This window comes from Crenothrix sp., assembly GCF_043729335.1.
GTDB lineage: Bacteria > Pseudomonadota > Gammaproteobacteria > Methylococcales > Methylomonadaceae > Crenothrix.
Genome location: NZ_JAYTLQ010000050.1, coordinates 72830 through 95054 on the forward strand (window position 1 = coordinate 72830; position 22225 = coordinate 95054).

Consider the following 22225-nt stretch of genomic DNA (forward strand, 5'->3'; position numbering starts at 1 on the left):
GCATAATGATGTTAAACGAGCAATCCCTAATACAGCAGCCTACAGACACTAAAATCGCCCGTTATGGCGGTTATAGAAGACGGGTTTTGTCGTTCATGTTACTGGCGATTGTTTGTACAATGGTGCTCCAGTATCCGATAGCGCCGCTGTGGCTGGCAGGATTTTTGTTGTGTTATGGCTGTTTGTTACATCGCTACCCGGCTACCTGGTTATTTTTCATTCCGGCTTTATTGCCGATTATGGATTTTACGGCGTGGACGGGGCGGTTTTTTTGTGATGAATTTGATTTGCTGGTGTTAACGACAGTGGCTGTGCAGCTTTGGCAAGTGCCGCAAAAGCAGGCACAAGCCTTATTCAGCAAAACAACACGGCTGTTATTTTGGCTTTACTGTCTTTGCTATGGCATTAGCTTACTACGTGGCTTATTGCCATTACAGGCTGTAGACGCTAATGCATTTTCAAATTATTACAGTAATTACAATAGCCTCAGAGTCGGCAAAGGTTTGCTATGGGGAATATTATTGTTACCGGCATTAAAATACGCCTGTCAAAACACTCCTCAAGCAATGCTGTATTGGGCTTATGGTGTTTTATCAGGCTTAACCGGCGTTATCATTATTGCCGTTGTGGAACGCGCTCTTTTTACTGGGGTGTTTGATTTTTCAAGCCATTACCGCATCAATGCGCTGTTTTCAAGCATGCACACCGGTGGTGGCCATATTGAATCTTACCTGATGCTAAGCCTGCCTTTTATTGCGGTTTTATTTTTTAACTCCTCCGCATCATTTATAAGTATTTTCTGTGGGATAAGCCTGTTTGTCGCCGGACTTTATGTACTTCTGGTCACCTTTTCGCGTGGCGGTTATATTGGCTTTGCCGTTGGCTTTGTCGTGCTGATAGCTAGCCTGGCTTTTCGGCATAAAGACACCTTAAAGCTGAACGGAAAGCTGCTGACACGGATTATTTTGCCGTTATTAATGGTCCCTATTATTGTGATACCGGTGTTTAAGGGACAATTAATTCAGCAACGCTTCAGTATTTTTTCAGAAGATAAGGCTATACGCACGAATCACTGGTTAGATGCAGTGAACATGATGGACAATAACCTTGCAACCTATTTACTGGGTATGGGCATTGGCAGTTATCCAAGAACTTATTTTTGGCTTAATACCGAAAATGTTGTCCCTGCAACCTATAAAATAGAAAACCAATCGGGTAATCAATATTTAAGATTGCGGGGCGGCGATGCGCTTTTTATGGGGCAATATGTTAGTGTTGCGCCTAAAACGCAATATCAAATACAAGCCGATGTGCGCAGTAAAGTGGATAACGCTGAATTGAGTGTGTCTATCTGTGAAAAATCGCTTATTTACTCTTTGCGCTGTGCTAACAGTGGTCTTCATATAAAAGCATCGCCGAATGACACCACTTGGCAACACATTGAACAACTTATTGATACCGGTGAAGTAGGCGCGAAATCAGCTAATATTGCCGCAGGTTTGCTGACACGCCCTGTGCAATTAGCACTCTATAATGCTAACAAAACCGGAACCGTTATTGATACTGATAATATTAAACTTCTGGATAGCCACGGGAAAAACCAGCTTGTTAACGGTGATTTTTCAGCAGATACCGACCGTTGGTTGTTTGCAACTGAAAAACATCACCCCTGGCATATCTTGAATTTATGGGTGCAGGTGCTGTTTGATCAAGGCTTATTAGGCTTGGTATTGGGGGTGACATTGATATTACTATCTTTGCATAATTCATATAAAAAACTGAAATACAATTCATTTGCAGCTATATTTCTATCAGCAGTATGTGGCTTTATTATTGTAGGCTGGGTAGATAGCCCTTTCGATGCCCCCCGGATTACGCTGTTGTTCTTCTTAACCCTAGTTTTCTCCGTCGCTAACGTGAACCTATGTTCTGCATTGGATTTTTCAAAAAAATGAAAATCTACTGATGTATAAATAATTTAAAAAATAATGATAGATTGTAAATCCATAAATCAACCGATAGCGAAATCAGTGTTATTGCTATGCTGTTTTATGCTGTCGGCACACGCTCATGCTGAATCGTCATCATTACCCGTTACGCTTGCAAAAATAAAGCCCGGCGTTGTTGCGGTAGGCTCGTTTATGGCCAAACGCAATCCACGCGCACAGTTTTTAGGCACTGGGTTCGCTATCGGCAATGGCAGCTTAGTTGTCACCAATGCCCATGTCATACCCACCAGCCTGGATGTTGAACATCGGGAAGAAATCGCTGTATTTTATCGTCAAGGTAATGAAGATAAGGCGTTGGCGGCTAAACTGATAGCATTAGATAACGATCATGATGTCGCTATTTTAAAATTAGTAGACAGTAAGTTGCCAGCGCTCAAATTAGGAAATGCCTCGTCGGTGCGCGAAGGCCAGTTGTATGCGTTTACCGGGTATCCTATGGGCATGGTGCTTGGGCTTTATCCGGTAACACACCGTGCTATGGTATCGGCAATTAGCCCTAATGCGATTCCCATGATGATCCCAAAAAATATCAGTCCCAAGTTAGTCAAACGTTTACAAAGCCCTTATGATGTTTTTCAATTGGATGCGACCGCCTATCCTGGCAACAGCGGCAGTCCTTTGTATGATATTGAAACCAGCGATGTTGTGGGTATTGTCAATAAGGTTTTCGTGCAGGAAAGCAAAGAAAGCGTATTATCAAAGCCCAGTGGTATTTCCTATGCTATTCCTGTAAGCCATATTCAAAAGCTTTTAAATGACAAAGGCTTAAAGTAATTTCTTTACAAGAAATTATCTCATTGCAACCTTTTTATACTGAAAGAAACAGAGTAAAACCGTGATTCGTATTTTTCGACACTATATTTCCAGAGCGTATTTATGGCTCATTATCATTGAAAGCAGCCTGTTTTTTGCTTCAATGTATTATGGCAGTCGTGCCCGTTTTCTATTTACTGAGTCCTGGTATACGCAAGATGACATGACCATTGCCAGTGTTATTTTTTCACTGGTGTTAATGCTGTGTTGCTTGGGGTTGGGTTTATATAGGCGCACGCTCAGTTGGGATGATTACAATTTACTGGCCCGCACCTGTGTCAGTTTTTGTGCGGCCATCTTTACGGTTGTTAGCATTTATTATTTGATACCCGATATCCTGATTGGCCGAAGTGTTCTGGTTTATGCCATAACCTTTGCTTTTTTAGGCATGATGATAACCCGGCATTTATTCTATAAATTTGCCAGACTTGATCAGTTGCAACGCCGTGTTTTGGTTATCGGCAGTGCTTATAAGGCGCATAAGCTATTGTCGTTGAATGAGTCCTTTATTCACAAAGGTTTCAAAATAGTGGGCTGTATTCAGCTTCCTGATGAACAAGCTGTGGTTGATAATGAGTATTTGATTAAATCATACAAAAGTATTGCGCATACCGCTATGCTGCATAAAGTTGACGAAATTGTGATTGCCCTAGACGATAATCGTAAGTTGATGCCGCTTAAAGAATTATTGGATGCTAAGCTGTCAGGGTTTTCTATTATGGATTCTATGGGCTTTTACGAGCGCGAACAAGGGCTTGTCTCATTAGATAATATTACACCTAGCTGGCTGGTTTTTTCTGATGGCTTTTCGCAAGGCGGTGTAAGGGCTTTTCAAAAGCGGGTATTTGATTTGGTTTCAAGCACGTTATTATTGTTGGTTTCCTGGCCCATCATGCTATTAACTGCCTTGGCTATTTATCTGGAAAGTGGCTTTAAAAACCCCATATTTTATCGTCAACTGCGGGTCGGTGAAAATAGCATGCCGTTTTATGTATTAAAATTCAGAAGTATGAAAATTGATGCTGAAAAAGATGGCGCACAATGGGCACAGAAAAAAGACAGTAGAGTGACTCGTGTAGGTGGGTTTATTCGAAAATGTCGTATAGATGAGTTGCCCCAAATATATAATGTGTTTAAAGGCGAAATGAGCTTTGTAGGGCCACGTCCAGAACGACCTGAATTTGTGGAGAGCTTTGAGCAAAAAATAGCCTATTATCAGGAAAGGCATCGTGTTAAACCGGGCATTACCGGCTGGGCTCAGTTGTGTTACCCTTACGGAGCCAGCGAGTATGACACTATACAGAAACTTCAATATGACCTGTACTATGTTAAAAACTACAGCATGTTTCTGGACTTTTCGATAATGCTAAATACCTTTGAAGTTGTGTTATGGGGTAAAGGCGCAAGATAAACTGAGGTAACCCATATATTAACTACTCAGTGACGCTTTCATTGCTTTGGCCAACAAACTTCACCCATTTAAAAACCAGCTACCCGATACCTTCTGCTATCCTAAAGCGCCTCGTTGAATGTAGCACTGTAAAGGTCTATTTTCTACGGAAACATAAAACAAAAAAGTGAAATTCCGTATTTCCCGTGAAAAAAAATATAAACCCATAATGTAATCTTAATGACTGATAAAACAAAATTCTGGGCGGTAGTTCCCGCTGCGGGTGTCGGCAAGCGCATGAGTGCCGATCGCCCCAAACAATATTTATTGCTGGCGGGTAAAACCGTATTGGAGCAAACTCTATTACGCTTATTGCAAGCGGATGTCTTTACCACAATTAGTGTAGCCATTTCGGTAGAAGATCCGTATTGGCCTGAAATTCCCATCTCCAAGCATGAAAAAATAATGACTGCACCTGGCGGTAAAGAACGCGCAGATTCGGTGCTATCGGGCTTAAAGTCGATACGCACTATGGCTTCTGATGATGACTGGGTATTGGTACACGATGCGGCGCGGCCTTGTTTGACGGCCTCTGATATTCATCATCTGATTAACACGCTGATTGATGATGAAGTCGGTGGTATTTTGGCGTTATCGTCGCATGACACGTTAAAAAACGTGCAAGGCAAAAACATTTTGGGAACATTGGACAGAAGCCATATTTGGCGGGCGTTAACCCCACAAATGTTTCGTTACGGCATGTTAAAAAACGCACTTGAAGCCGCCGAAGGCAATCCCGCTGTCACTGATGAAGCCAGTGCCTTGGAAATGCTGGGCTTGCAACCGAAAATCGTCGAAGGTCGACCTGATAATATTAAAATCACCCGACCTGAAGACTTGGCATTAGCGCAATTTTATCTGGAGCAGCAATGATTAGAGTAGGGCAGGGCTATGATGTGCATCGTTTTGGCGATGGCGACCATATTATTTTAGGTGGCGTAACAATTCCGTATCAACAAGGCTTAGAAGCCCATTCCGATGGTGATGTGGTGTTACATGCTTTATGTGATGCCTTATTGGGCGCGGTGGCGTTGGGTGATATTGGGCAGCATTTTCCTGATACCGATCCTGAGTTTAAAGGCGCGGACAGCCGTGTATTGTTGCGCCATGTTGTCGGTATTGTGCAGGCAAAAGGCTATCGTTTGGTGAATGCTGATATGACTATTATCGCCCAGGCACCAAAAATGGCGCCTTATATTGCCGATATGTGCGCCATTATTGCCAAAGATTGTCAAGTTGAAATTGATTGCATTAATGTTAAAGCTACAACCACTGAAAAATTGGGCTTTGAAGGCCGTAAAGAAGGCATTGCTGTCCAGGCAATTGTGTTGGTTGAAAAGCCATGAGCAAAGGCAGTCCACGTAAGCATTGATACGTATTGTAATATCTGGCCTTTTAATAATGCGAGCAAACAGTTTTATTGTTTGCCCGCTTTTGTGAATAGGTTTATGGTGTTTCATGACGGCATTTTCATCATTCGAGTTAAACAAATTCAGAAAATACCGCGTTGGTATTTTTTCCTACTTGCCATGGACAATGCCATGCAAAGTACAAATCAACAGCACGCCTGCCGCAATCAAGACAATCTGTTGCACTGAGGTTTTCATATCGGTTTTTTTATGCAGCGATGGAATTAAATCGGCCACCGCAATATAAATAAAACTGGATGCCGCTAAAGCTAAAAGATAAGGTAATTTATCGTGCAAATCAGCAAGACAGAAATAGGCCAGAACGCCGCCTAACACTGTCGATAAACTCGCTAAAATATTGTAAAAAAGTGCTTTGGCGTTGGAATAACCGCTGTGCAACAAAATGGCAAAATCGCCCACTTCTTGTGGAATTTCATGCGCGGCAACCGCAAGGCTGGTGACAATACCTAACTGAACATCGGTCAAAAACGCAGCAGCAATCAATACGCCATCGACAAAGTTGTGGATGCTATCGCCGACAATAATCAACGATCCGGCCGATTTAGCCCCATGACCATGATGGCCATGATTATGGTCACTATGAGGCGCGTGTTCCAATTCATCACCGTGAGCTTCGCAGTGTTCACCGTAATGACAATGCCGCCAGATTAGTAACTTTTCCAACACAAAAAATCCCAAAATTCCCGCTAATATCGTGCCAGACAACGCTTGAAATTGTTCAGGTGGGGCATCAGTAAATACTTCTGGAATCAGCCCCCAAAACGCCACGGCAAGCAAAGCACCAATCGCAAAACTGATGCCATGCGGTAATACTGCCTGTCTTTTTTGTTCAGGGAGCAACAAAAAAACAGCCGCCGCCATAACGCTTAACACCCCGCCAATGGCGGTAAAAATAATAATTAAAACCAGTAAATGCACAGCGTTATGTTCTCCAAATTAAAGTAGCCATGCGTCCGGTTTCCTTATCGCGCCGATAAGAGTAAAAACGTTCATGTTCGGTAACGGTACAAAAATCACCGCCGTAAATCTTATCAATACCCAAGGTGTTTAATTCAACTCGCGCCAACTGATAAATATTGGCCAGCCACCGATCCCCTTGCGGCTTGAAGGCATTGGCAAAATGTGCCGACTTTTCCACGAAAGCCTCACGTACTTCTGTGCCTACTTCAAAACAACCCAGCCCTATGGCGGGGCCAAGCCAGACCAGCAGATTATCAGCCTGCATAGCCGTTATTGTGTTGGTAATAATGCCATCCAATAAACCTTTCCAGCCTGCATGAATAGCCGCCACACACTCTCCATCGCTAGAACACACCAGTAACGGCAGACAATCTGCCGTCATCACTGTGCAAACAATATTGGCAGCATGGCTGTAACTGGCATCGGCTTGGGGCAGCGATGTCACTTCAGCTGCGTTAACCGCGATATTGCTATGTACCTGCTGTAACCACACAGGCTCTGCGGGTAACGCCAAGGTTTCCCGAATGATGTTCCGGTTTTGTGTGACTGCGTTAAGATCATCTCCCACATGTGTAGCAAGATTCAAGCTGGCATAGCAGCCGGTGCTCACTCCACCTGTGCGTAAGGTTGTTAGTGCATGGATATTTTTGGGTGCGAGCCAGTCTGGCACCAGTACATTATTATTGATTGTCATTCTCAGCCAAGGCATCCAGTAAATCGACCATATCGGCAGGTAATGTTTGTTCCCATTCCAGATATTCATCGGTAACTGGGTGTTTTAAACCCAATTTCGCAGCGTGCAAGGCCTGACGTTTAAAGCTGCGTAAGGTATTGGCCAAACGTTCGGTGCAATTGGGCGGCATTTGAAAGCGTCCGCTGTACACCTGATCTCCTAGCAAAGGGAAGCGAACATGCGCCATATGCACCCTAATTTGATGGGTACGGCCTGTTTCCAGCTTGACCCTAATGAGCGTATGGCGCAAAAATCGCTGCGTCACACGGTAGTGTGTAACGGCTTCTTTGCCGGACATTCTGACCATATAGCGTTTACGATCGCTAGGATCTCTGCCAATCGGCTCATCGACAGTACCCCCGGCCGTCATCCGCCCCCGGCAAATGGCAATGTATTCGCGGACAATGCTTCGCTCTTGTAATTGCTGGGTCAGGCTGTTGTGCGCCTGTAAGGTTTTAGCGACCATTAATAAACCGCTGGTGTCTTTGTCAATACGATGCACAATACCCGCTCGGGGCAGACTGTCTAAGCCGGGCACGTAATTTAACAAGGCGTTGAGCAACGTGCCGTGCCAATTGCCCACGGCAGGATGTACCACTAGGCCAGCAGGTTTATTGACAATCAGGATGCTGTCATCTTCGAAAACAATATCCAGTGGAATATTTTCAGCTTCGGCAGTAATCACCACTTCGGCTTCTGCATCCAGCGTGATGAGTTCGCCACCATCCAGCTTGGCTTTAGGGCTGATGCTGATTTCATCGTTAATCTGCACGCGCCCTGACTTAATCCAGGTTTGCAATTTACTACGCGAATAATCGGAAAACAGTTCTGCAAGCGCTTGATCTAAACGCATTCCCGCCAATTCGTAAGGTACTTCTTCGGTTAGTCTTGTCATAACAAGTTCTTCTGATAAACCCATTGTTAAGTTATACTCGCAGGCAAGTTTGGCGCATTTTTATGCCATAACCACCTAGCGAAAAACCTCTAATGTTACAACGTGTCGTCCGTACTATGCGATTAATTTTGATTAAATCTTTATTTATTTTTACAGCAAGCTTTATTTTGGTGGGCTGTCAGACGCTCAAAAATATTTTGCCGGGTGATTCTGAATCGACAAAAAATGAATGTTCTCAATGGAAAGATGCTGATTCTAAGGAAGACGATTGTGTCGATTGGGATGCCGCCAAATTTGGTAGCATGGCCAAAAAAGCGCTGGATAACAACAACTATGATAAAGCCATCAAAATTTATGAGGCCATGGAAGCCCGTTATCCGTTTGGGCCTGACTCAGCGCAAACTCAACTTAACATCGCTTACGCTTATTACAAAAATAGTGATCACGATGCCGCCATTAGCACGGCTGACCATTTTATTAAAACCAACCCGCGCAGCCCTTACGTGGATTATGCCTATTATTTGAAAGGCTTAGTGAATTACAAACGCGATATTGGTTTTATTGACCGTTATTTACCCACCGATGGTTCGCAACGTGATCCGAACAGCGCCACTGAAGCTTATAATATTTTTTCTGAATTACTGCGCCGTTTTCCCACTAGCAAATATGCAGCGGATGTTAAGCACCGCATGCTGGGTCTCAAAAATAAGCTGGCTATGCACGAAGTACATGTGGCGCGTTATTATATGAAACGTAAGGCCTATGTTGCAGCAGCCAACAGAGCGGTAGGCGTTGTTGAAAAATACCAGCGTACACCGGCGATTCCCTATGCCTTACAAATTATGCAAGAAGCCTATACCAAGCTTGATATGACCGACTTGGCCAAAGATGCGCAAAAACTTTATGAAGCAAACTTTGCTAATACGCCACCTGAAGACATTGAAAACCGGCCACCGGCTCAAAAAGTCTGGGATTTTATTGGTTTGGAACAATAGGTTTTGGTTACCAACTTAAGACGGGACAATTTAAAAAAGCCGTTTGTGGTGAGCTTGTCGAACCATGAACAACAAACCTTTCGACAAGGGCGAACGGATGCCCCGCCTTAAGTTGGAAGCCACATTTTTAAAGTAGGGACGAAAATTTTGCGTCCCTACCACTACGGGCATTTTGAGTTGCGGTTTTTACTGGCTGTATTTTACAAAACTAAAACTTACTTATCCGTCAAAGCAGTACCGTTAAATTGTATGCCTTCCCAACCATACCGCATAAAATTACGGATATTCTGATGTCCTGTTCCTTCAGGATCATTTAACACATCGTGCCGGTAATAATCGCCGAATAAACTCAATGTTTGTTGCTGATTCAATTGGTTTTTCATTGCAAACGCGAAGATTTTACAGGATCCTTCGTTAGTACCCGTAGTGTTAACCAAGTCACCATTGCTGAATTCTACGGGATGATAATCGTAGTTGTCGGCAATCACAGCCATCGTTTCCTTGAAACTGACGGCTTCATTACGGTGTATTTTTTCAATAAATAAAGCGAGTGTCATAAGGTTTTATTAAAGTTTTTGATAAACTATCGCGGCATTACGATCATTGCCGAAGCAACGCCGAGACCCGCCTAAAATTAGGATGCGAAGAGTCTCTGATCCATTCAAACAGGACTGACTCGTAATTAACAATACTGACGTCATGCTTTTGTAAACGCTGTACGGCATTAATACTATGCCGAGTTTTACGTGAGCAAATGGCATCTTCAACCACATAAACATCATAACCAATGTGGAACAATTCTAAGGCCGTCTGCAAAACGCTTAAATGCGCTTCCTGACCGACCAAAATAATTTGTCGGCGGCCACTGTGTCGCAAAGCCATATAAAAACCCTCAGCTGCAAAACACGAAAAACTGGTTTTACTAAAAATATGCCGCGTACCGATTAATCTTTTGCTAATCGATTTGTCGGTTTCGCCGAGTATATTCGGGCATAATTCGGTCAGAAAAACAGGTATATCTAATATGCCTGCCGCTTCAACTAAGCTACCGATATTGGTAAGTACCGGTCTATGCTCAGCTTTTGGCATTACCGCAGATAACTTGGGCTGTTGATCGATAACGATTAACAGGCTATTTTCCGCAGATAAAAGATTAAGTTGAGTGTTCATGATTCAAGCATCCAGCCGTCAGTAAATACTGACACTAGGCTAGAGGAAACAAGCCCCTCAGACAATACGTAGTATTACCTATTGCCTCGCATGCACATTCATGTCACAACCACTATTTAGGGCGCACTTTAAGCATGTTTCATGATGCGTTCTTTTTCGCGTTGCCAATCGCGGTCTTTTGAGGCGGTGCGTTTGTCGTGTAATTGCTTGCCTTTTGCCAAGCCCACTTCCAGTTTGGCGCGGCCACTTTTCCAATACATCGATAATGGCATTAGCGTGTAACCTTTGCGCTCAACCGCACCAATCAATTTATTAAGCTCATGACGGTTCAGTAATAATTTTTTCATGCGCACTGATTCGGGTTTAATATGGGTAGACGCTGACAGCATAGGGGAAATATGCGCCCCCGACAACCACGCTTCGCCGCGTTTAATGACCACGTAACTTTCTTTCAGCTGGAGCCTGCCATCACGCAGGCTTTTGACTTCCCAGCCTTCCAGCACTAGGCCTGCTTCAAAACGTTCTTCGATAAAATATTCATGTTTTGCCTGACGGTTAACCGCTATCGTCGCGTTTTGTTGTTTAGTGTCTTTTTTGGACTTTTTATCAGCCATAGTGTTTGTTTAATATTTTTAAACTGACGTAAAGGAATAATTTTGTTATTTTACTCGATAATACCAGTAAAGTTAGTTTTTAAATGGGCTCATAATGGACACAAAAAAATCAATACACGGTGAATGGTCTTCAGATTTTGGCTTTATTCTCGCTGCCACAGGTTCTGCCGTCGGCTTAGGTAATATCTGGAAATTCCCCTACATCGTCGGAGAAAATGGTGGCGGGGCATTTGTCATCGTGTATTTAGCCTGTGTGCTGCTCATTGGCATCCCGATTATGATGGCGGAAATTATGATGGGACGGCGCAGTCGGCAAAACCCTATCGATACCATGGTTACCTTAACCGCCGAAGCTAATGCGGACAAACGTTGGCATTATGTAGGTTGGATGGGCGTTATTGCCGGTTTTTTGATACTGTCATATTACAGCGTGATTGCTGGCTGGGCATCGGCTTATGTCGTTAAAAACTTCACCGGCAGTTTTTCCGGCGCTAGTCCTACCGACATTAAAATAATTTTTAATAACTTTATCGCCAGCCCGATGCAATTGATATTCTGGCATACGCTATTTATGATTGCCACCATGTTGATAGTCGCACGCGGCATTACCGGTGGCCTGGAAAAATCGGTGCGGTTTTTAATACCGGCGTTATTTGTATTGCTGATTTTATTAGTGGGCTACGCTATGAGCACCAGCGGTTATTTCCAGGGATTACGATTTTTGTTTAACCCTGATTTTAGCAAGCTGACCGGCAATTCGGTATTAGTGGCTATGGGACAAGCGTTTTTCACCCTCAGCATCGGTATGGGTGCGATTATGGTATACGGCGCTTATTTACCCAAAGACGTATCCATTGCTAAAACAACTTTTATTATTGCCGGTGCAGATACCTTGGTAGCACTATTGGCAGGCATTATTATTTTCCCCATTGTCTTCACTTATCAATTACAAGCTGATTCAGGTCCGGGCCTTATATTTCAAGTGTTGCCGATCGCTTTTGGCAATATGACGGGCGGCTGGCTGTTTGGTACCTTGTTTTTTATTGCCCTGGTGTTTGCAGCGCTGACCTCGTCTATTTCGTTAATTGAACCGGCGGTAGCCTGGCTAATCGAACACAAAGGCTTGTCGCGCCAACAAGCCTGTATAAAATCCGGCTTAGCGGCTTGGGCGCTGGGTTTAATAACGGTATTTTCCTTTAATGTGTGGTCAGATTTTAAAATTTTTAATCAAACATTATTTGAATTAATTGATTACATCACCGCCAACCTGATGCTACCTACGGGTGGTTTATGTATAGCGGTATTTACTGGCTGGATGATGCAGCGCCAGCACAGCGAAAAAGAGTTGGCTCTGCCGTCAGATACCCAGGGTTACCCACTATGGCGCGTTGTTGTACGCTACGTGTCGCCCTGCGCGGTATTTTTGGTGTTCCTGCATGTTACTGGAGTGATTTAATCATGACAACTGTAGAAAAAAGTGCATTAGTTAAGTTTTCTGCACTGCAAATGTTTGAGTTGGTTAACGACATTGAGTCTTATCCAAAGTTTTTACCGTGGTGCAGCGCCAGCCGCATTATTAAACGCGGCGAAGATTTTATTGAAGCAGAGTTGCTGATTGCCAAGGGTGGTTTCAAAAAAGCTTTTTCCACCCGCAATAAAATAGATGATAACGGCAAGATAACGGTTTCTTTACTGGATGGGCCGTTTTCGTATCTGGAAGGTTCGTGGAATTTTTTGCCGTTACGTGAAAATGCCAGCAAAATTTCACTTAATCTGGAGTTTGAAATGGCGGGAAAGCTGGCCAATCTGGCGTTTGGCGCTGTGTTTAACCAAATCTGTAACACGATGGTAGGGGCCTTCACTCAACGCGCCAAAGATGTTTATGGCTATTGAAGTCTGGGTAAATTAATGATGACCATAGAAGTGGCGTACGCCACGCCCGACAAACAAGCACTTGTTAGCTTGCCTGTGCCTTTAGATACTACCGCTGAACAAGCGATACACGCATCGGGCTTACTGGCGCAATTTCCTGAAATTGATTTGGAGCAAACTAAAGTAGGCGTTTTTGGAGTGCTCTGCAATCTTGATCATAGTCTTAAGCACGGTGATAGAGTTGAAATTTATCGCCCGCTTATGCTTGATCCTAAAGCGGCCAGGTTACAACGGGCCAAGAAATAACTACCGCCGATAGAATGCACGCTGAGTATCTGCGGACTGGCTATGTTGATAGACCTTCAGCTAACAGCTCAACCCAATGCACTACCGGCACATCCACTATTTGTTGCAAATGCAGTAAGCAACCTATATTTGCCGTAGCAATCATATCCGGCTGACCGTTTTGCAGGTGCTGTAATTTATTGGCGCGCAATTGCTCAGAAAGCTGGGGTTGTAAAATAGAATAAGTGCCCGCAGAACCGCAGCACAAATGGCCATCGATAACCGGCGTTAGCTCAAAACCCAGACGTCGTAATATTTCTTCCACAACACCGTTAAGGTGTTGTCCATGTTGCAAAGTACACGGGGATTGAAAGGCCAGTTTACGGGGCGTGACATTTAAAGCACTTAAATCTTCGCTGCGCAATACCTCGCTTAAATCACGGGCCAATGCCGAAAATTGCACGGCTTTTTCAGCGTAAAGTGCATCCTCGCGCAGTAAATGGGCATAGTCTTTTAGCATAACGCCGCAGCCGCTGGCGGTCATAATAATCGCTTCTACACCGGATTCAATCTGCGGCCAGCATGTATCAATCATACGGCGCATAAAATTCAGGCTGCCGTTATGATCGCTCAGATGATAATTTAAAGCCCCGCAACACCCTGCATTAGGCTGACGAACAGCACTGATACCCACTTGATCCAGAACGACAGCAGCAAGGGCATCAATATGTGGCGCTAACCCACGTTGAACGCAGCCTTCCAATAATAATACCCGTTGTGGATGACGAATAGCTGGCCAGACAGGGCAGGGGCGTTGTATTGGAAGTTTGTTTTTTAATTTACTGGAAAACAGTGGTCGCAGTAAATAAGCCACCCGCAACAGTGGCTTTAATCGCTGGGGATAAGGTAAGGTCAACATCAGTAATTGCCGTAGCCTACGTTGATGCCAAGGTCGTCCTACCTGTTGTTCAATAACATTACGGCCTATATCGGCCAAGCGCCCGTATTTAACACCCGAAGGGCAGGTGGTTTCACAGCTTTTACAGCTTAAGCAGCGGTCAAGATGAAATTGGGTTTTCTGGGTAACTGCCTCGCCTTCAAATAGCTGTTTTAGCAGATAAATACGTCCACGTGGGCCATCGCGTTCATCGCCTTGCAATTGATAGGTAGGACACACGGCATTACAAAATCCACAATGCACACAGCGGCGTAAAATGTCATCCGCTTCTTGTGCATCATTGGCATTAATACGATTGCTGATGAGTGATGTTTGCATGGCGGCGATTTACCTTAGCGCTGCTAAACCTAAAGCTGTTAGACAGCTTCTACCGGCGCTTGCCGACATAAATGAGAGACATCGCCAAGCTCAAACTGTATGGTCGTGTGGCCAATACCAAACCTGTGCTGCAATTCTGTGTTAATTTGTGATAACAGCGCATCATCAATAACAGCATCGGGCTTGACCAGATGCACGGTTAAGGCAATTTCTGTGGTACTCATGCCCCAAATATGTAAATCGTGAACGGCGTTTACACCCGGAAGCCCTGCAAGGTAAGCTTCAACTTTGCCAGGATGAATACTTTCAGGTACCGCATCTAAAGCCAAATTAACTGACTCACGCAATAAGCCCCAGGTTCCAAAAATGATAATGATGACAATAACTAAGCTCACTGCGGGATCAAGCCACAACCAGCCGGTAAAGCGCATGATTAAAGCAGCGACTACTACGCCAAATGAAATACCGGCATCCGCAGCCATGTGCAAATAAGCACCACGAATATTGATATCTTGCTTTTGCCCAGACATAAATAACCATGCCGTAAAACTGTTGATTACAATGCCAACCGCTGCAACCCACATCACTGTTTCACTGGCCACTGCTTCGGGATGGTTAAAGCGAAAAATAGCCTCCCAGGCTATCCCACCTACCGCAACGAGTAAAACCAAGGCATTGAGTAAAGCCGCTAAAATAGAAGAGCGCCGTAGCCCGTAGGTTCGCCGTTGTGTGGGCAATCGGCGCGCTAAAACACTCGCCCCCCACGCCAGTAATAAACCCAGGACATCACTCAAATTATGGCCAGCATCTGCCAGTAACGCGAGAGAATGCGCTAAGCTGCCAAAAATAGCTTCCACGATAACAAAACCAAAATTAAGGACTATGCCTACCGCAAAAGCGAGATCAAAATTTGCAGGTGTATGGCAGTGTTGGTGTTCGTGGCCATGATCATGGGAATGATTGTGCTCCATAAAGCTACCTTATTTTTAACAAAAAAGACAAAATACCACACTAATTTCTAAGGCAGTGGGTTAAACAGACCGTAAGGATCAAACGCGTAGCGAATTTTTTGGTGTAATGCCACAAGCCCAGGTTCTAGCCTGAGCCAGTCGGTTTTATCATACCCTCGAAAACACACGGCATGTCCTAAATTTTCCTGGGCGATAGCATGAATGCGAGCGGCAGGTTCTGATGACTTCAACCAACGCTGTGCACCGCCCCAATCTAACAGCCAATCGCCGGATAAATCAAGCGGAGGCGTTGCTGGTGGCTGACTAATACGCCACAAGCTTTGAGCGCCCTGAAAAAATGGCAGTTGCTGTTCACGTAACGCCTGCCAAAAATGCGTGCCTTGAGAATCGATTTCACCGCCCAGTTTTTGTGCCGCTGCCTGTATCGCAGCTTCTGCGCCAGATAACCTTACTCTTATTGCATCATCTATAAAACACAGCGCCGATAATGGCCAGGGTTGATTTTGCCAGCGCTGCATTAAGTCCAGTGCGGATTGTGCCCCCGTCGCTGGGTAGCATAAGGTTATTTCCGCTTCCGGCTTAGGCAATACGCGCAAAGAAACATCCAGCAATACCCCTAACTGGCCTAACGCACCTACCATTAAACGCGAAACATCAAACCCTGCCACATTTTTGATGACTTGACCGCCAAAACGCAGTACTTGACCGTGGCCATTAATAATCCGGCATCCCAACATAAAATCACGCACACTGCCGGTAAAAGGGCGGCGCGGCCCTGAAAATCCGCAGGCAATCGTTCCGCCAAGGGTAGCATGCGGTGAAAAATGCGGCGGCTCAAATGCGAGCATTTGGCCGTGTTCTGTTAATAACGTTTCCACTGCGTGTAACGGCGTACCGGAACGGGCAGTAATGACTAACTCGCTGGGTTCGTAAGCAATAATGCCCGTATGACCGCCAAGTTCAAGGCGCTCCGTTGCCGTGCTTGGCGATCCGTAAAATGCCTTACTGTTACCACCAATTATGTTTAAAGGCGTAGCATTAGCAATGGCTTGTAGCACTTGAGCCTGTAAAGATAAACTCAAATCTTGCTCAATCATTAAAAACGCTCTAATTCAGGAAATGGCAACTGGCCTTGATGAATATGCATGCGGCCAAATTCTGCACAGCGATGCAAACTTGGAATGGCTTTGCCGGGATTGAGTAAATCATGTTCATCAAAAGCTGCTTTTAAACGCTGAAATTGCTGTATCTCTGCGCTAGAAAACTGCACGCACATTTGATTGAGTTTTTCGAGACCGACACCATGTTCACCGGTAATAGTACCGCCGACTTCCACACACAGCTCTAAAATCTGGCCGCCTAACTGTTCGGCTTTCTCATAATCGCCCGGAATACGGGCATCGTACAAAATTAACGGGTGTAAATTGCCGTCGCCGGCATGGAAAACATTGACTACGGCTAAGCCCATAGTGTTGGTAAGCGTGTTTATTTGAGTGAGAACTTTAGCCAGGTGTTTACGTGGAATAGTGCCATCCATGCAATAGTAATTGGCGGCAATACGGCCGACCGCTGGAAACGCGGCTTTACGGCCTGCCCAAAAGCGTTTGCGTTCATCGCTATCTTTTGCTGTGCGTATTTCGCTAGCGCCATTGGCTGCAAAAATAACATGGGCTTTGGCCATGTCAGTAGCAACCTGTTCGGGTAAGCCATCCAGCTCACACAGTAAAATGGCAGCGGCATCAATTGGATAATTGGCCTGAACAAAGTCATCCGTTACCCGAATGGCGGCATTGTCCATCAGTTCGAGTCCTGCGGGAATAAGCCCTCCGGCAATAATCGCTGCAACGGCATCACCGGCTTTGGCTATGCTATCAAAAGCTGCCAGTAATACTTGCGTACAGGGTTGTATCGGCAATAGCCGTAATGTGGCCTCTACTACAATGCCTAACAAGCCTTCCGAGCCGATGCTAACAGCCAGTAAATCAAAACCGGGCGCGTCCAAACCGCCACCACCCAAGGTTAACAGTTCGCCCGTTATGGTAATTAGTTTAACCTGCAAGACATTATGTACAGTTAAGCCGTATTTTAAGCAATGCACCCCCCCAGAATTTTGGGCGATATTGCCGCCAATTGAGCAGGCGATTTGTGATGATGGATCGGGCGCATAATACAAGCCATAAGCTTTGGCAGCTTCTGAGACCGCTAAATTGCGAACCCCTGCCTGTACCTGTGCGGTGCGATTGTTGGGATCAATGGCCAGAATTTTATTCATTTTGCTCAAGCCTAAAACCACGCCGTTATTAACTGCTAAAGCACCGCCGGTTAATCCTGTACCTGCACCGCGCGGTACTACGGGTATGCGTTGGCTATAACACAGCTTGAGTATAGCCTGGACTTGTTCAACCGTTTCCGGTAACACCACCAGTTGCGGTAAGGCTTTTAGTGCCGTTAACGCATCACATTCAAACACTTTCAGCATTTCAGAGTCGGCAATGACATTCTGGCTACCGATGAGGGTTTTGCATTGGTTGATAAAGTTGGCGGTTAGCGGCGATGATGTCATGTAAGCGATTAAAGATTAACAAACCAGCGATAAAAGCATTTTTTAACAGGATGTTCAAGTGATTTAACAGTAGCAAACTCTGGTTAAGAATCTGTTCAATATCTTCGCAATAGCAAGGTCAAAAAATCCAGGTTAACAAATTGTAGGCTGGTGTTAAGCAAGCGTTCGGTGTTTTTCCAAAGCCTACGGCATTTCTCCAACAGCTTAGAGGAGCAGTAGGGAAAGGATATTATCAACTTTATGAACCACATTACCCTATAAAGACGAACTAAATTATCTTACATGCTTATAGCATAATGTTTGACCCAATTAATTATTTTTCACACATACAAAACCAGATAAAAACGATAAGGTACTGCTTTTAGTTTGCTGTTCCACTGCTCACCCGACCACCCCAACGTCATTCCCACTCCGAATTTGTTGATAAACCGCCCGCATCAAATGTTCGGACGCTATATTGCGAAAAGCTTCATCGTTCATCAGCCTCACAAAAATATCCTCGTTGCCATCCATACGTTCAACAAACAAATTTTCCAATTGCTTGTTGAACACCGGTTCAAAATTCTCTATCGAGTTGGCCATTACCGCCTGGCGTAATTGCTGATTTGCCACCGCTGTTTCACGCACCTGGTCAAAGAACAGTTGGTCGGCCAGGTTGAATTCGGTACCGAACCGCTCATTGAGCTTATCAACTAGCGTTGATAGCTGCACTTCCTCATCAGGTTGGCCAGTACCGACGGCAGTAGGCCCATACACAGGTTCAGTCTCTCCGACCTTAAGATCAATAGCACCTTCGCTGATTTTCTGTAGCCGGTAATATTTCAGCTCAACATCATCGTCAACTTGAACGTTGCGGGTATCGGCGTTTCGTGGCAGTTTGTTCAGCAAAAAACGGGTATAGGTATAGAGTTTCTCGTGATCGGAATCTTGATAAGGGATAATTTGTGAAATGAACAGGTACAGGTTACGAAACGTTGCCAGCTGTCCCTTGAAGAAGTTTTGATCCTCTTCTTTTAATTTTATAAATCTCTCGACAGCCAAATCAAGCAGGCCATTTAATTTCTTGTGTTCGCCGCCCGTTGGGTTCATGCGGTTTCGGAACCAAATTTCACACCAGGCGCTCACTTCCTCTGGTGAATAGATTTTCCATTCAGCCAGGCCATGTGCCAAGGTATTGAGTTGCTGCGGGTCTGAATCTTCACCTTTGGGAGTCACCTCGTAATATGGCTTAAACGCCGTGTAAATATCCGCCGGTTCATTCACGAAATCGAGTACAAAGGTATCGGTTTTGCCAGGCGTTGTACGATTGAGGCGCGATAACGTTTGTACCGCTTGAATGCCGGAAAGCCGCTTATCCACATACATGCTATGCAATAAGGGCTGGTCAAAACCGGTCTGGTATTTTTCAGCCACCAGCAGGACTTGGTAATCTTCCGTGTTAAATTTTTCCGGCAGTTCGGTTTCTTTAATACCGTTATTCATGCTGACTTCAGTGAATTTTTTATCGGCAAATTCTTTCAGGAAAATTTCACCGGAAAACGCCACCAGCGATTTTACATCCGTGTAACCCTTATCCTTGATGTACTTGTCAAAGCCCAGCTTGTAGCGTACTGCGTGTTCGCGTGAGCCTGTCACCACCATTGCTTTGGCACGCCCGCCTATTTTATGGCGGGTATGGGTGCGAAAGTGCTCAACAATAACTTCAACCTTTTGGGCAATCTCGTAGTCATGGAATTCCACAAAACGTGCCAGCGCCCGCGCCGCTTTACGACGAGGCACTTCTGGGTCTTGCTCGACCTTTTGCAGTAGCTGGTAATAACGTTTGTAACAGGTGTAATTAGCCAGCACATCGTGGATGAACCTTTCATCAATGGCTTGGCGCATACTGTAATGATGGAACGGTGCGTTGCCGTTCAGCCCTGGCTCATTAAACACGCACAGCGTCTTAAATTTTGGCGTTGCCGTGAAAGCGAAAAAACTTAAGTTGGGTTGTTTAGCCCGTTTAAGTTGTTCACGAAGCAGCTCTTTTTTAGCCTCCTCACTCAGCGATTCATCCTCCATGTCGAGAAATTGTTCAGCAATAGCCGATTCTATACCGTCCTTGTTCAGAATTTTACGCAGCTCCATAGCGGTCTCGCCGCTTTGAGAGCTATGCGCCTCATCGACAATCACCGCAAAACGTTTGCCTTTGGTGTCAATGGCAAGCGCTTTACCATTGGCTTCCATCGTGCGGATAGCTTGAGTGATAAACGGGAACTTTTGGATGGTTGAAATAATAACGGGCACGCCACCTGCCAAGGCTTTCACCAATTGTTGGGTGTCTTCGTCGATTTTTTGCACCACGCCCAGTTTGTGCTCAAATTGAAAGATGGTGTTCTGTAATTGTTGGTCGAGTACGCGTCGGTCGGTAATGACGATGACGGAATGGAAAATTTTTTCATTGCTGGCGTTATGCAGACAGGATAAACGATGTGCCAGCCAGGCAATGGAATTCGACTTACCCGATCCGGCTGAATGTTGGATCAAATAATTATGGCCTGAACCCTGCGCTTGGGCATGGTTTGTTAAAGCGCGGACACAATCAAGCTGGTGGTAACGCGGGAAAATGAGGGTTTCTTTGCGGTGGCGCTTGATGCCCTTATCGGTTACCACCGTCTTCTCTTCCACATCCAAATGAATGAAGCGGGCGAGGATATCCATCAGGCTATCGCGGGTAAGCGCCTTGTGCCATAAATAAGTCGTGCGTACATCGCCTTCCGCCGGTGGATTTCCCGCCCCGTTCTCATGCCCAAGGTTGAAGGGCAGGAAGAATGTGTCTTTGCCCTCCAGTTTGGTGGTCATGAACGCCAGTTCGGTATCTACCGCAAAATGTACCAGGCAGCGTTGTTTGAAGGCAAACAGCAATTCCTTGGGATCACGTTCAAACTTATATTGGTATTTGGCATTTTCAACATTCCAGTGCGTTGCCGACATTGGATTTTTTAATTCCAGTGTGGCGATAGGCAAGCCGTTGACCGCCAGCACCACATCGGGAATTGCACCGCTCTGGGTGTTGACTTGGCGCACGATGGTCAGGCGATTGTCTGCGTAGCGATCCGTTGCGGTGGGATCAAGGCCGGTATTGGGTGCAAAATAGGCCAGACGCACCGTCTTGCCGACACATTTAAACCCTTCGCGCAAAACCGCCAATGATCCTTTGGCAGCCAGTTCCTTCACCAAACTATCCATTAACATCGCCGGGGCTTTACTGGCATCCAGTTGGGTCAGGCGTGACCAGATTTTCGGTTGCGTTTTTTGTACAAAGGCTATTATATCGACCGGAAACAACGCCGTTTCTGGGTCATAGGCTTTGGGGTCGCCTTTTTCATAGCCACCCGTATTAATCAACGCCTGTTCAATGTCGTTTTCAAAGTCGATTTCTTTATGCATGAGGTGTCTCAGGGTACGGGGTCTTTATCAATTCAATATAGTGCTGCTGGATATTAGCTTTAAAGTTTTCCGGGATGTCGTCCCAGATCAGCAAATCAACTTTGAAGGGCAAGTTGCTTTCTTCCAGTGCTTCTTGCAAGGCAAATACCTGTGGCTTTTGTGAGGATTTGGCAAACACTACCAAATCAAGGTCGGAGGTAGTCCGGGCATTGCCTTTTACCCGTGAACCAAACGCCCAAACCGCAACATCGGGCAAAAATTGCTGTACCATCTGCAACAGTAAGGTTTGTTGCGCGGGGGTAATGTCCATATTTGGCTTCATTCCCACGTTTCTTCAGTCAAGGTTTGATACAGGGCGATGGCATCAGCGATAAAATCAGCCATCAGCGCTAACGCCGCCTGCGCTTTGTCACCATTGTAATCGTGTGACGTTTGGATACGCGCATCGGCATAACCCAACCATTGCTCGGTATTGGCACGAAACAGGAGGTTGTCGGCGGCGATGCGAAAAATGGGTTTAGGGCTGTTTGGTACTTCCGGCAGACCCAAAGTTTCAATTAAATAACGTTTAAGGTGCTTCCATACGCAGTCATAACAGGTTTCAAAACGCTGAATCACCGATTCGGCAATGGCTTCTTTATCCAATGCGGATAAATTTGTGCGTTCTGCCGAACGTTGATAATTGGCAAATTGCAATTCAAGCTGTTTCAGGGATTTTTTGAATTTGCTGTAATCGATCATAAATTCTGCTCGGTTAAGT

General features: G+C 45.2%; 22 protein-coding genes and 1 pseudogene. 9 read left to right on the forward strand and 14 right to left on the reverse strand.

Features of this window, described 5'->3' with window-relative positions:
• The first annotated feature begins 5 nt into the window (after positions 1-5).
• The 5 genes from ACHZC4_RS11085 (at position 6) to ispF (ending at position 5618) form a co-directional block, all read left to right on the forward strand.
• The gene (locus ACHZC4_RS11085; RefSeq protein ID WP_394753911.1) at positions 6-1955 is read left to right on the forward strand and encodes an O-antigen ligase family protein; all 1950 of its coding nucleotides are present in this window, start codon (positions 6-8) and stop codon (positions 1953-1955) included.
• A 33-nt stretch (positions 1956-1988) separates the two neighbouring features.
• Positions 1989-2783 carry a serine protease gene (locus tag ACHZC4_RS11090; RefSeq protein ID WP_394753912.1) on the forward strand — a complete coding sequence of 265 codons (795 nt, stop codon included), beginning with the start codon at positions 1989-1991 and terminating at the stop codon, positions 2781-2783.
• 61 nt (positions 2784-2844) lie between these two features.
• Positions 2845-4233: a TIGR03013 family XrtA/PEP-CTERM system glycosyltransferase gene (locus tag ACHZC4_RS11095; RefSeq protein WP_394753913.1), complete on the forward strand. Its 1389-nt coding sequence runs from the start codon at positions 2845-2847 to the stop codon at positions 4231-4233.
• A gap of 219 nt (positions 4234-4452) precedes the next feature.
• Complete coding sequence (gene ispD, locus ACHZC4_RS11100) at positions 4453-5145, forward strand: 2-C-methyl-D-erythritol 4-phosphate cytidylyltransferase (protein WP_394753914.1); 693 nt, start codon at positions 4453-4455, stop codon at positions 5143-5145.
• Positions 5142-5618, forward strand: a complete 477-nt coding sequence (gene ispF / locus ACHZC4_RS11105) for a 2-C-methyl-D-erythritol 2,4-cyclodiphosphate synthase (protein ID WP_394753915.1) — start codon at positions 5142-5144, stop codon at positions 5616-5618. The genes ispD and ispF overlap by 4 nt, the downstream gene beginning before the upstream one ends.
• Positions 5619-5792: 174 nt before the next feature.
• Here ispF and ACHZC4_RS11110 read toward each other — a convergent pair whose 3' ends face one another.
• From ACHZC4_RS11110 to rluD, 3 genes are read right to left on the reverse strand one after another with little or no spacing between them, the layout of a single operon-like run.
• Positions 5793-6620: a ZIP family metal transporter gene (locus ACHZC4_RS11110; protein ID WP_394753916.1), complete on the reverse strand. Its 828-nt coding sequence runs from the start codon at positions 6618-6620 to the stop codon at positions 5793-5795.
• Between the two features lie 4 nt (positions 6621-6624).
• Positions 6625-7356: a peptidoglycan editing factor PgeF gene (gene pgeF, locus ACHZC4_RS11115; protein WP_394753917.1), complete on the reverse strand. Its 732-nt coding sequence runs from the start codon at positions 7354-7356 to the stop codon at positions 6625-6627.
• Positions 7343-8290 (reverse strand): 23S rRNA pseudouridine(1911/1915/1917) synthase RluD, encoded by a 948-nt coding sequence (rluD, locus tag ACHZC4_RS11120; protein ID WP_394753918.1) that lies wholly within the window; start codon positions 8288-8290, stop codon positions 7343-7345. The genes pgeF and rluD overlap by 14 nt, the downstream gene beginning before the upstream one ends.
• 116 nt (positions 8291-8406) lie before the next feature.
• On the opposite strand from rluD, the gene ACHZC4_RS11125 reads away from it, so the two are divergent.
• A complete protein-coding gene (locus tag ACHZC4_RS11125; RefSeq protein ID WP_394754005.1) occupies positions 8407-9285 on the forward strand; it encodes an outer membrane protein assembly factor BamD in 879 nt (292 codons plus the stop codon).
• A 215-nt stretch (positions 9286-9500) separates the two neighbouring features.
• Here the strand turns inward: ACHZC4_RS11125 and ACHZC4_RS11130 are convergent, their stop codons facing one another.
• The 3 genes from ACHZC4_RS11130 to smpB all read right to left on the reverse strand — a co-directional run bounded on the left by ACHZC4_RS11130 (position 9501) and on the right by smpB (position 11069).
• Positions 9501-9842, reverse strand: coding sequence for a HopJ type III effector protein (locus ACHZC4_RS11130; RefSeq protein ID WP_394753919.1), 342 nt, complete (start codon positions 9840-9842; stop codon positions 9501-9503).
• A gap of 43 nt (positions 9843-9885) precedes the next feature.
• Entirely contained in the window at positions 9886-10455 is a 570-nt protein-coding gene (locus ACHZC4_RS11135) for an isochorismatase family protein (RefSeq protein ID WP_394753920.1), read from the reverse strand.
• Between the two features lie 128 nt (positions 10456-10583).
• Positions 10584-11069 (reverse strand): SsrA-binding protein SmpB, encoded by a 486-nt coding sequence (gene smpB / locus ACHZC4_RS11140; protein WP_394753921.1) that lies wholly within the window; start codon positions 11067-11069, stop codon positions 10584-10586.
• 91 nt (positions 11070-11160) lie between these two features.
• Here smpB and ACHZC4_RS11145 point away from each other — a divergent pair, with 91 nt between their 5' ends.
• Genes ACHZC4_RS11145 through ACHZC4_RS11155 form a run of 3 tightly spaced genes read left to right on the forward strand, consistent with a single transcriptional unit; the run spans position 11161 to position 13247 of the window.
• Positions 11161-12525: a sodium-dependent transporter gene (locus ACHZC4_RS11145; RefSeq protein WP_394754006.1), complete on the forward strand. Its 1365-nt coding sequence runs from the start codon at positions 11161-11163 to the stop codon at positions 12523-12525.
• A gap of 2 nt (positions 12526-12527) precedes the next feature.
• Complete coding sequence (locus ACHZC4_RS11150; protein WP_394753922.1) at positions 12528-12962, forward strand: type II toxin-antitoxin system RatA family toxin; 435 nt, start codon at positions 12528-12530, stop codon at positions 12960-12962.
• A gap of 18 nt (positions 12963-12980) precedes the next feature.
• Positions 12981-13247 (forward strand): RnfH family protein, encoded by a 267-nt coding sequence (locus ACHZC4_RS11155; protein WP_394754007.1) that lies wholly within the window; start codon positions 12981-12983, stop codon positions 13245-13247.
• Positions 13248-13287: 40 nt separating this feature from the next.
• Here the strand turns inward: ACHZC4_RS11155 and glcF are convergent, their stop codons facing one another.
• From glcF to ACHZC4_RS11195, 8 genes and pseudogenes are all read right to left on the reverse strand, one after another.
• A complete protein-coding gene (gene glcF / locus ACHZC4_RS11160) occupies positions 13288-14502 on the reverse strand; it encodes a glycolate oxidase subunit GlcF (protein ID WP_394753923.1) in 1215 nt (404 codons plus the stop codon).
• Positions 14503-14540: 38 nt separating this feature from the next.
• Positions 14541-15473, reverse strand: a complete 933-nt coding sequence (locus ACHZC4_RS11165; protein WP_394753924.1) for a cation diffusion facilitator family transporter — start codon at positions 15471-15473, stop codon at positions 14541-14543.
• Between the two features lie 47 nt (positions 15474-15520).
• The gene (gene glcE, locus ACHZC4_RS11170) at positions 15521-16570 is read right to left on the reverse strand and encodes a glycolate oxidase subunit GlcE (protein ID WP_394753926.1); all 1050 of its coding nucleotides are present in this window, start codon (positions 16568-16570) and stop codon (positions 15521-15523) included.
• Positions 16570-18036: an FAD-linked oxidase C-terminal domain-containing protein gene (locus ACHZC4_RS11175; protein ID WP_394753927.1), complete on the reverse strand. Its 1467-nt coding sequence runs from the start codon at positions 18034-18036 to the stop codon at positions 16570-16572. The genes glcE and ACHZC4_RS11175 overlap by 1 nt, the downstream gene beginning before the upstream one ends.
• Before the next feature lie 95 nt (positions 18037-18131).
• Positions 18132-18236, reverse strand: a pseudogene (locus tag ACHZC4_RS11180) (IS5/IS1182 family transposase); the annotation flags it as partial.
• Between the two features lie 181 nt (positions 18237-18417).
• Positions 18418-21465 carry a type I restriction endonuclease subunit R gene (locus ACHZC4_RS11185; RefSeq protein WP_394753928.1) on the reverse strand — a complete coding sequence of 1016 codons (3048 nt, stop codon included), beginning with the start codon at positions 21463-21465 and terminating at the stop codon, positions 18418-18420.
• A complete protein-coding gene (locus ACHZC4_RS11190) occupies positions 21458-21787 on the reverse strand; it encodes a nucleotidyltransferase family protein (protein ID WP_394753929.1) in 330 nt (109 codons plus the stop codon). Before ACHZC4_RS11190 ends, ACHZC4_RS11185 begins: the two co-directional genes overlap by 8 nt.
• Positions 21784-22206, reverse strand: coding sequence for a nucleotidyltransferase substrate binding protein (locus tag ACHZC4_RS11195; RefSeq protein WP_394753930.1), 423 nt, complete (start codon positions 22204-22206; stop codon positions 21784-21786). Before ACHZC4_RS11195 ends, ACHZC4_RS11190 begins: the two co-directional genes overlap by 4 nt.
• Positions 22207-22225 lie beyond the last annotated feature (19 nt).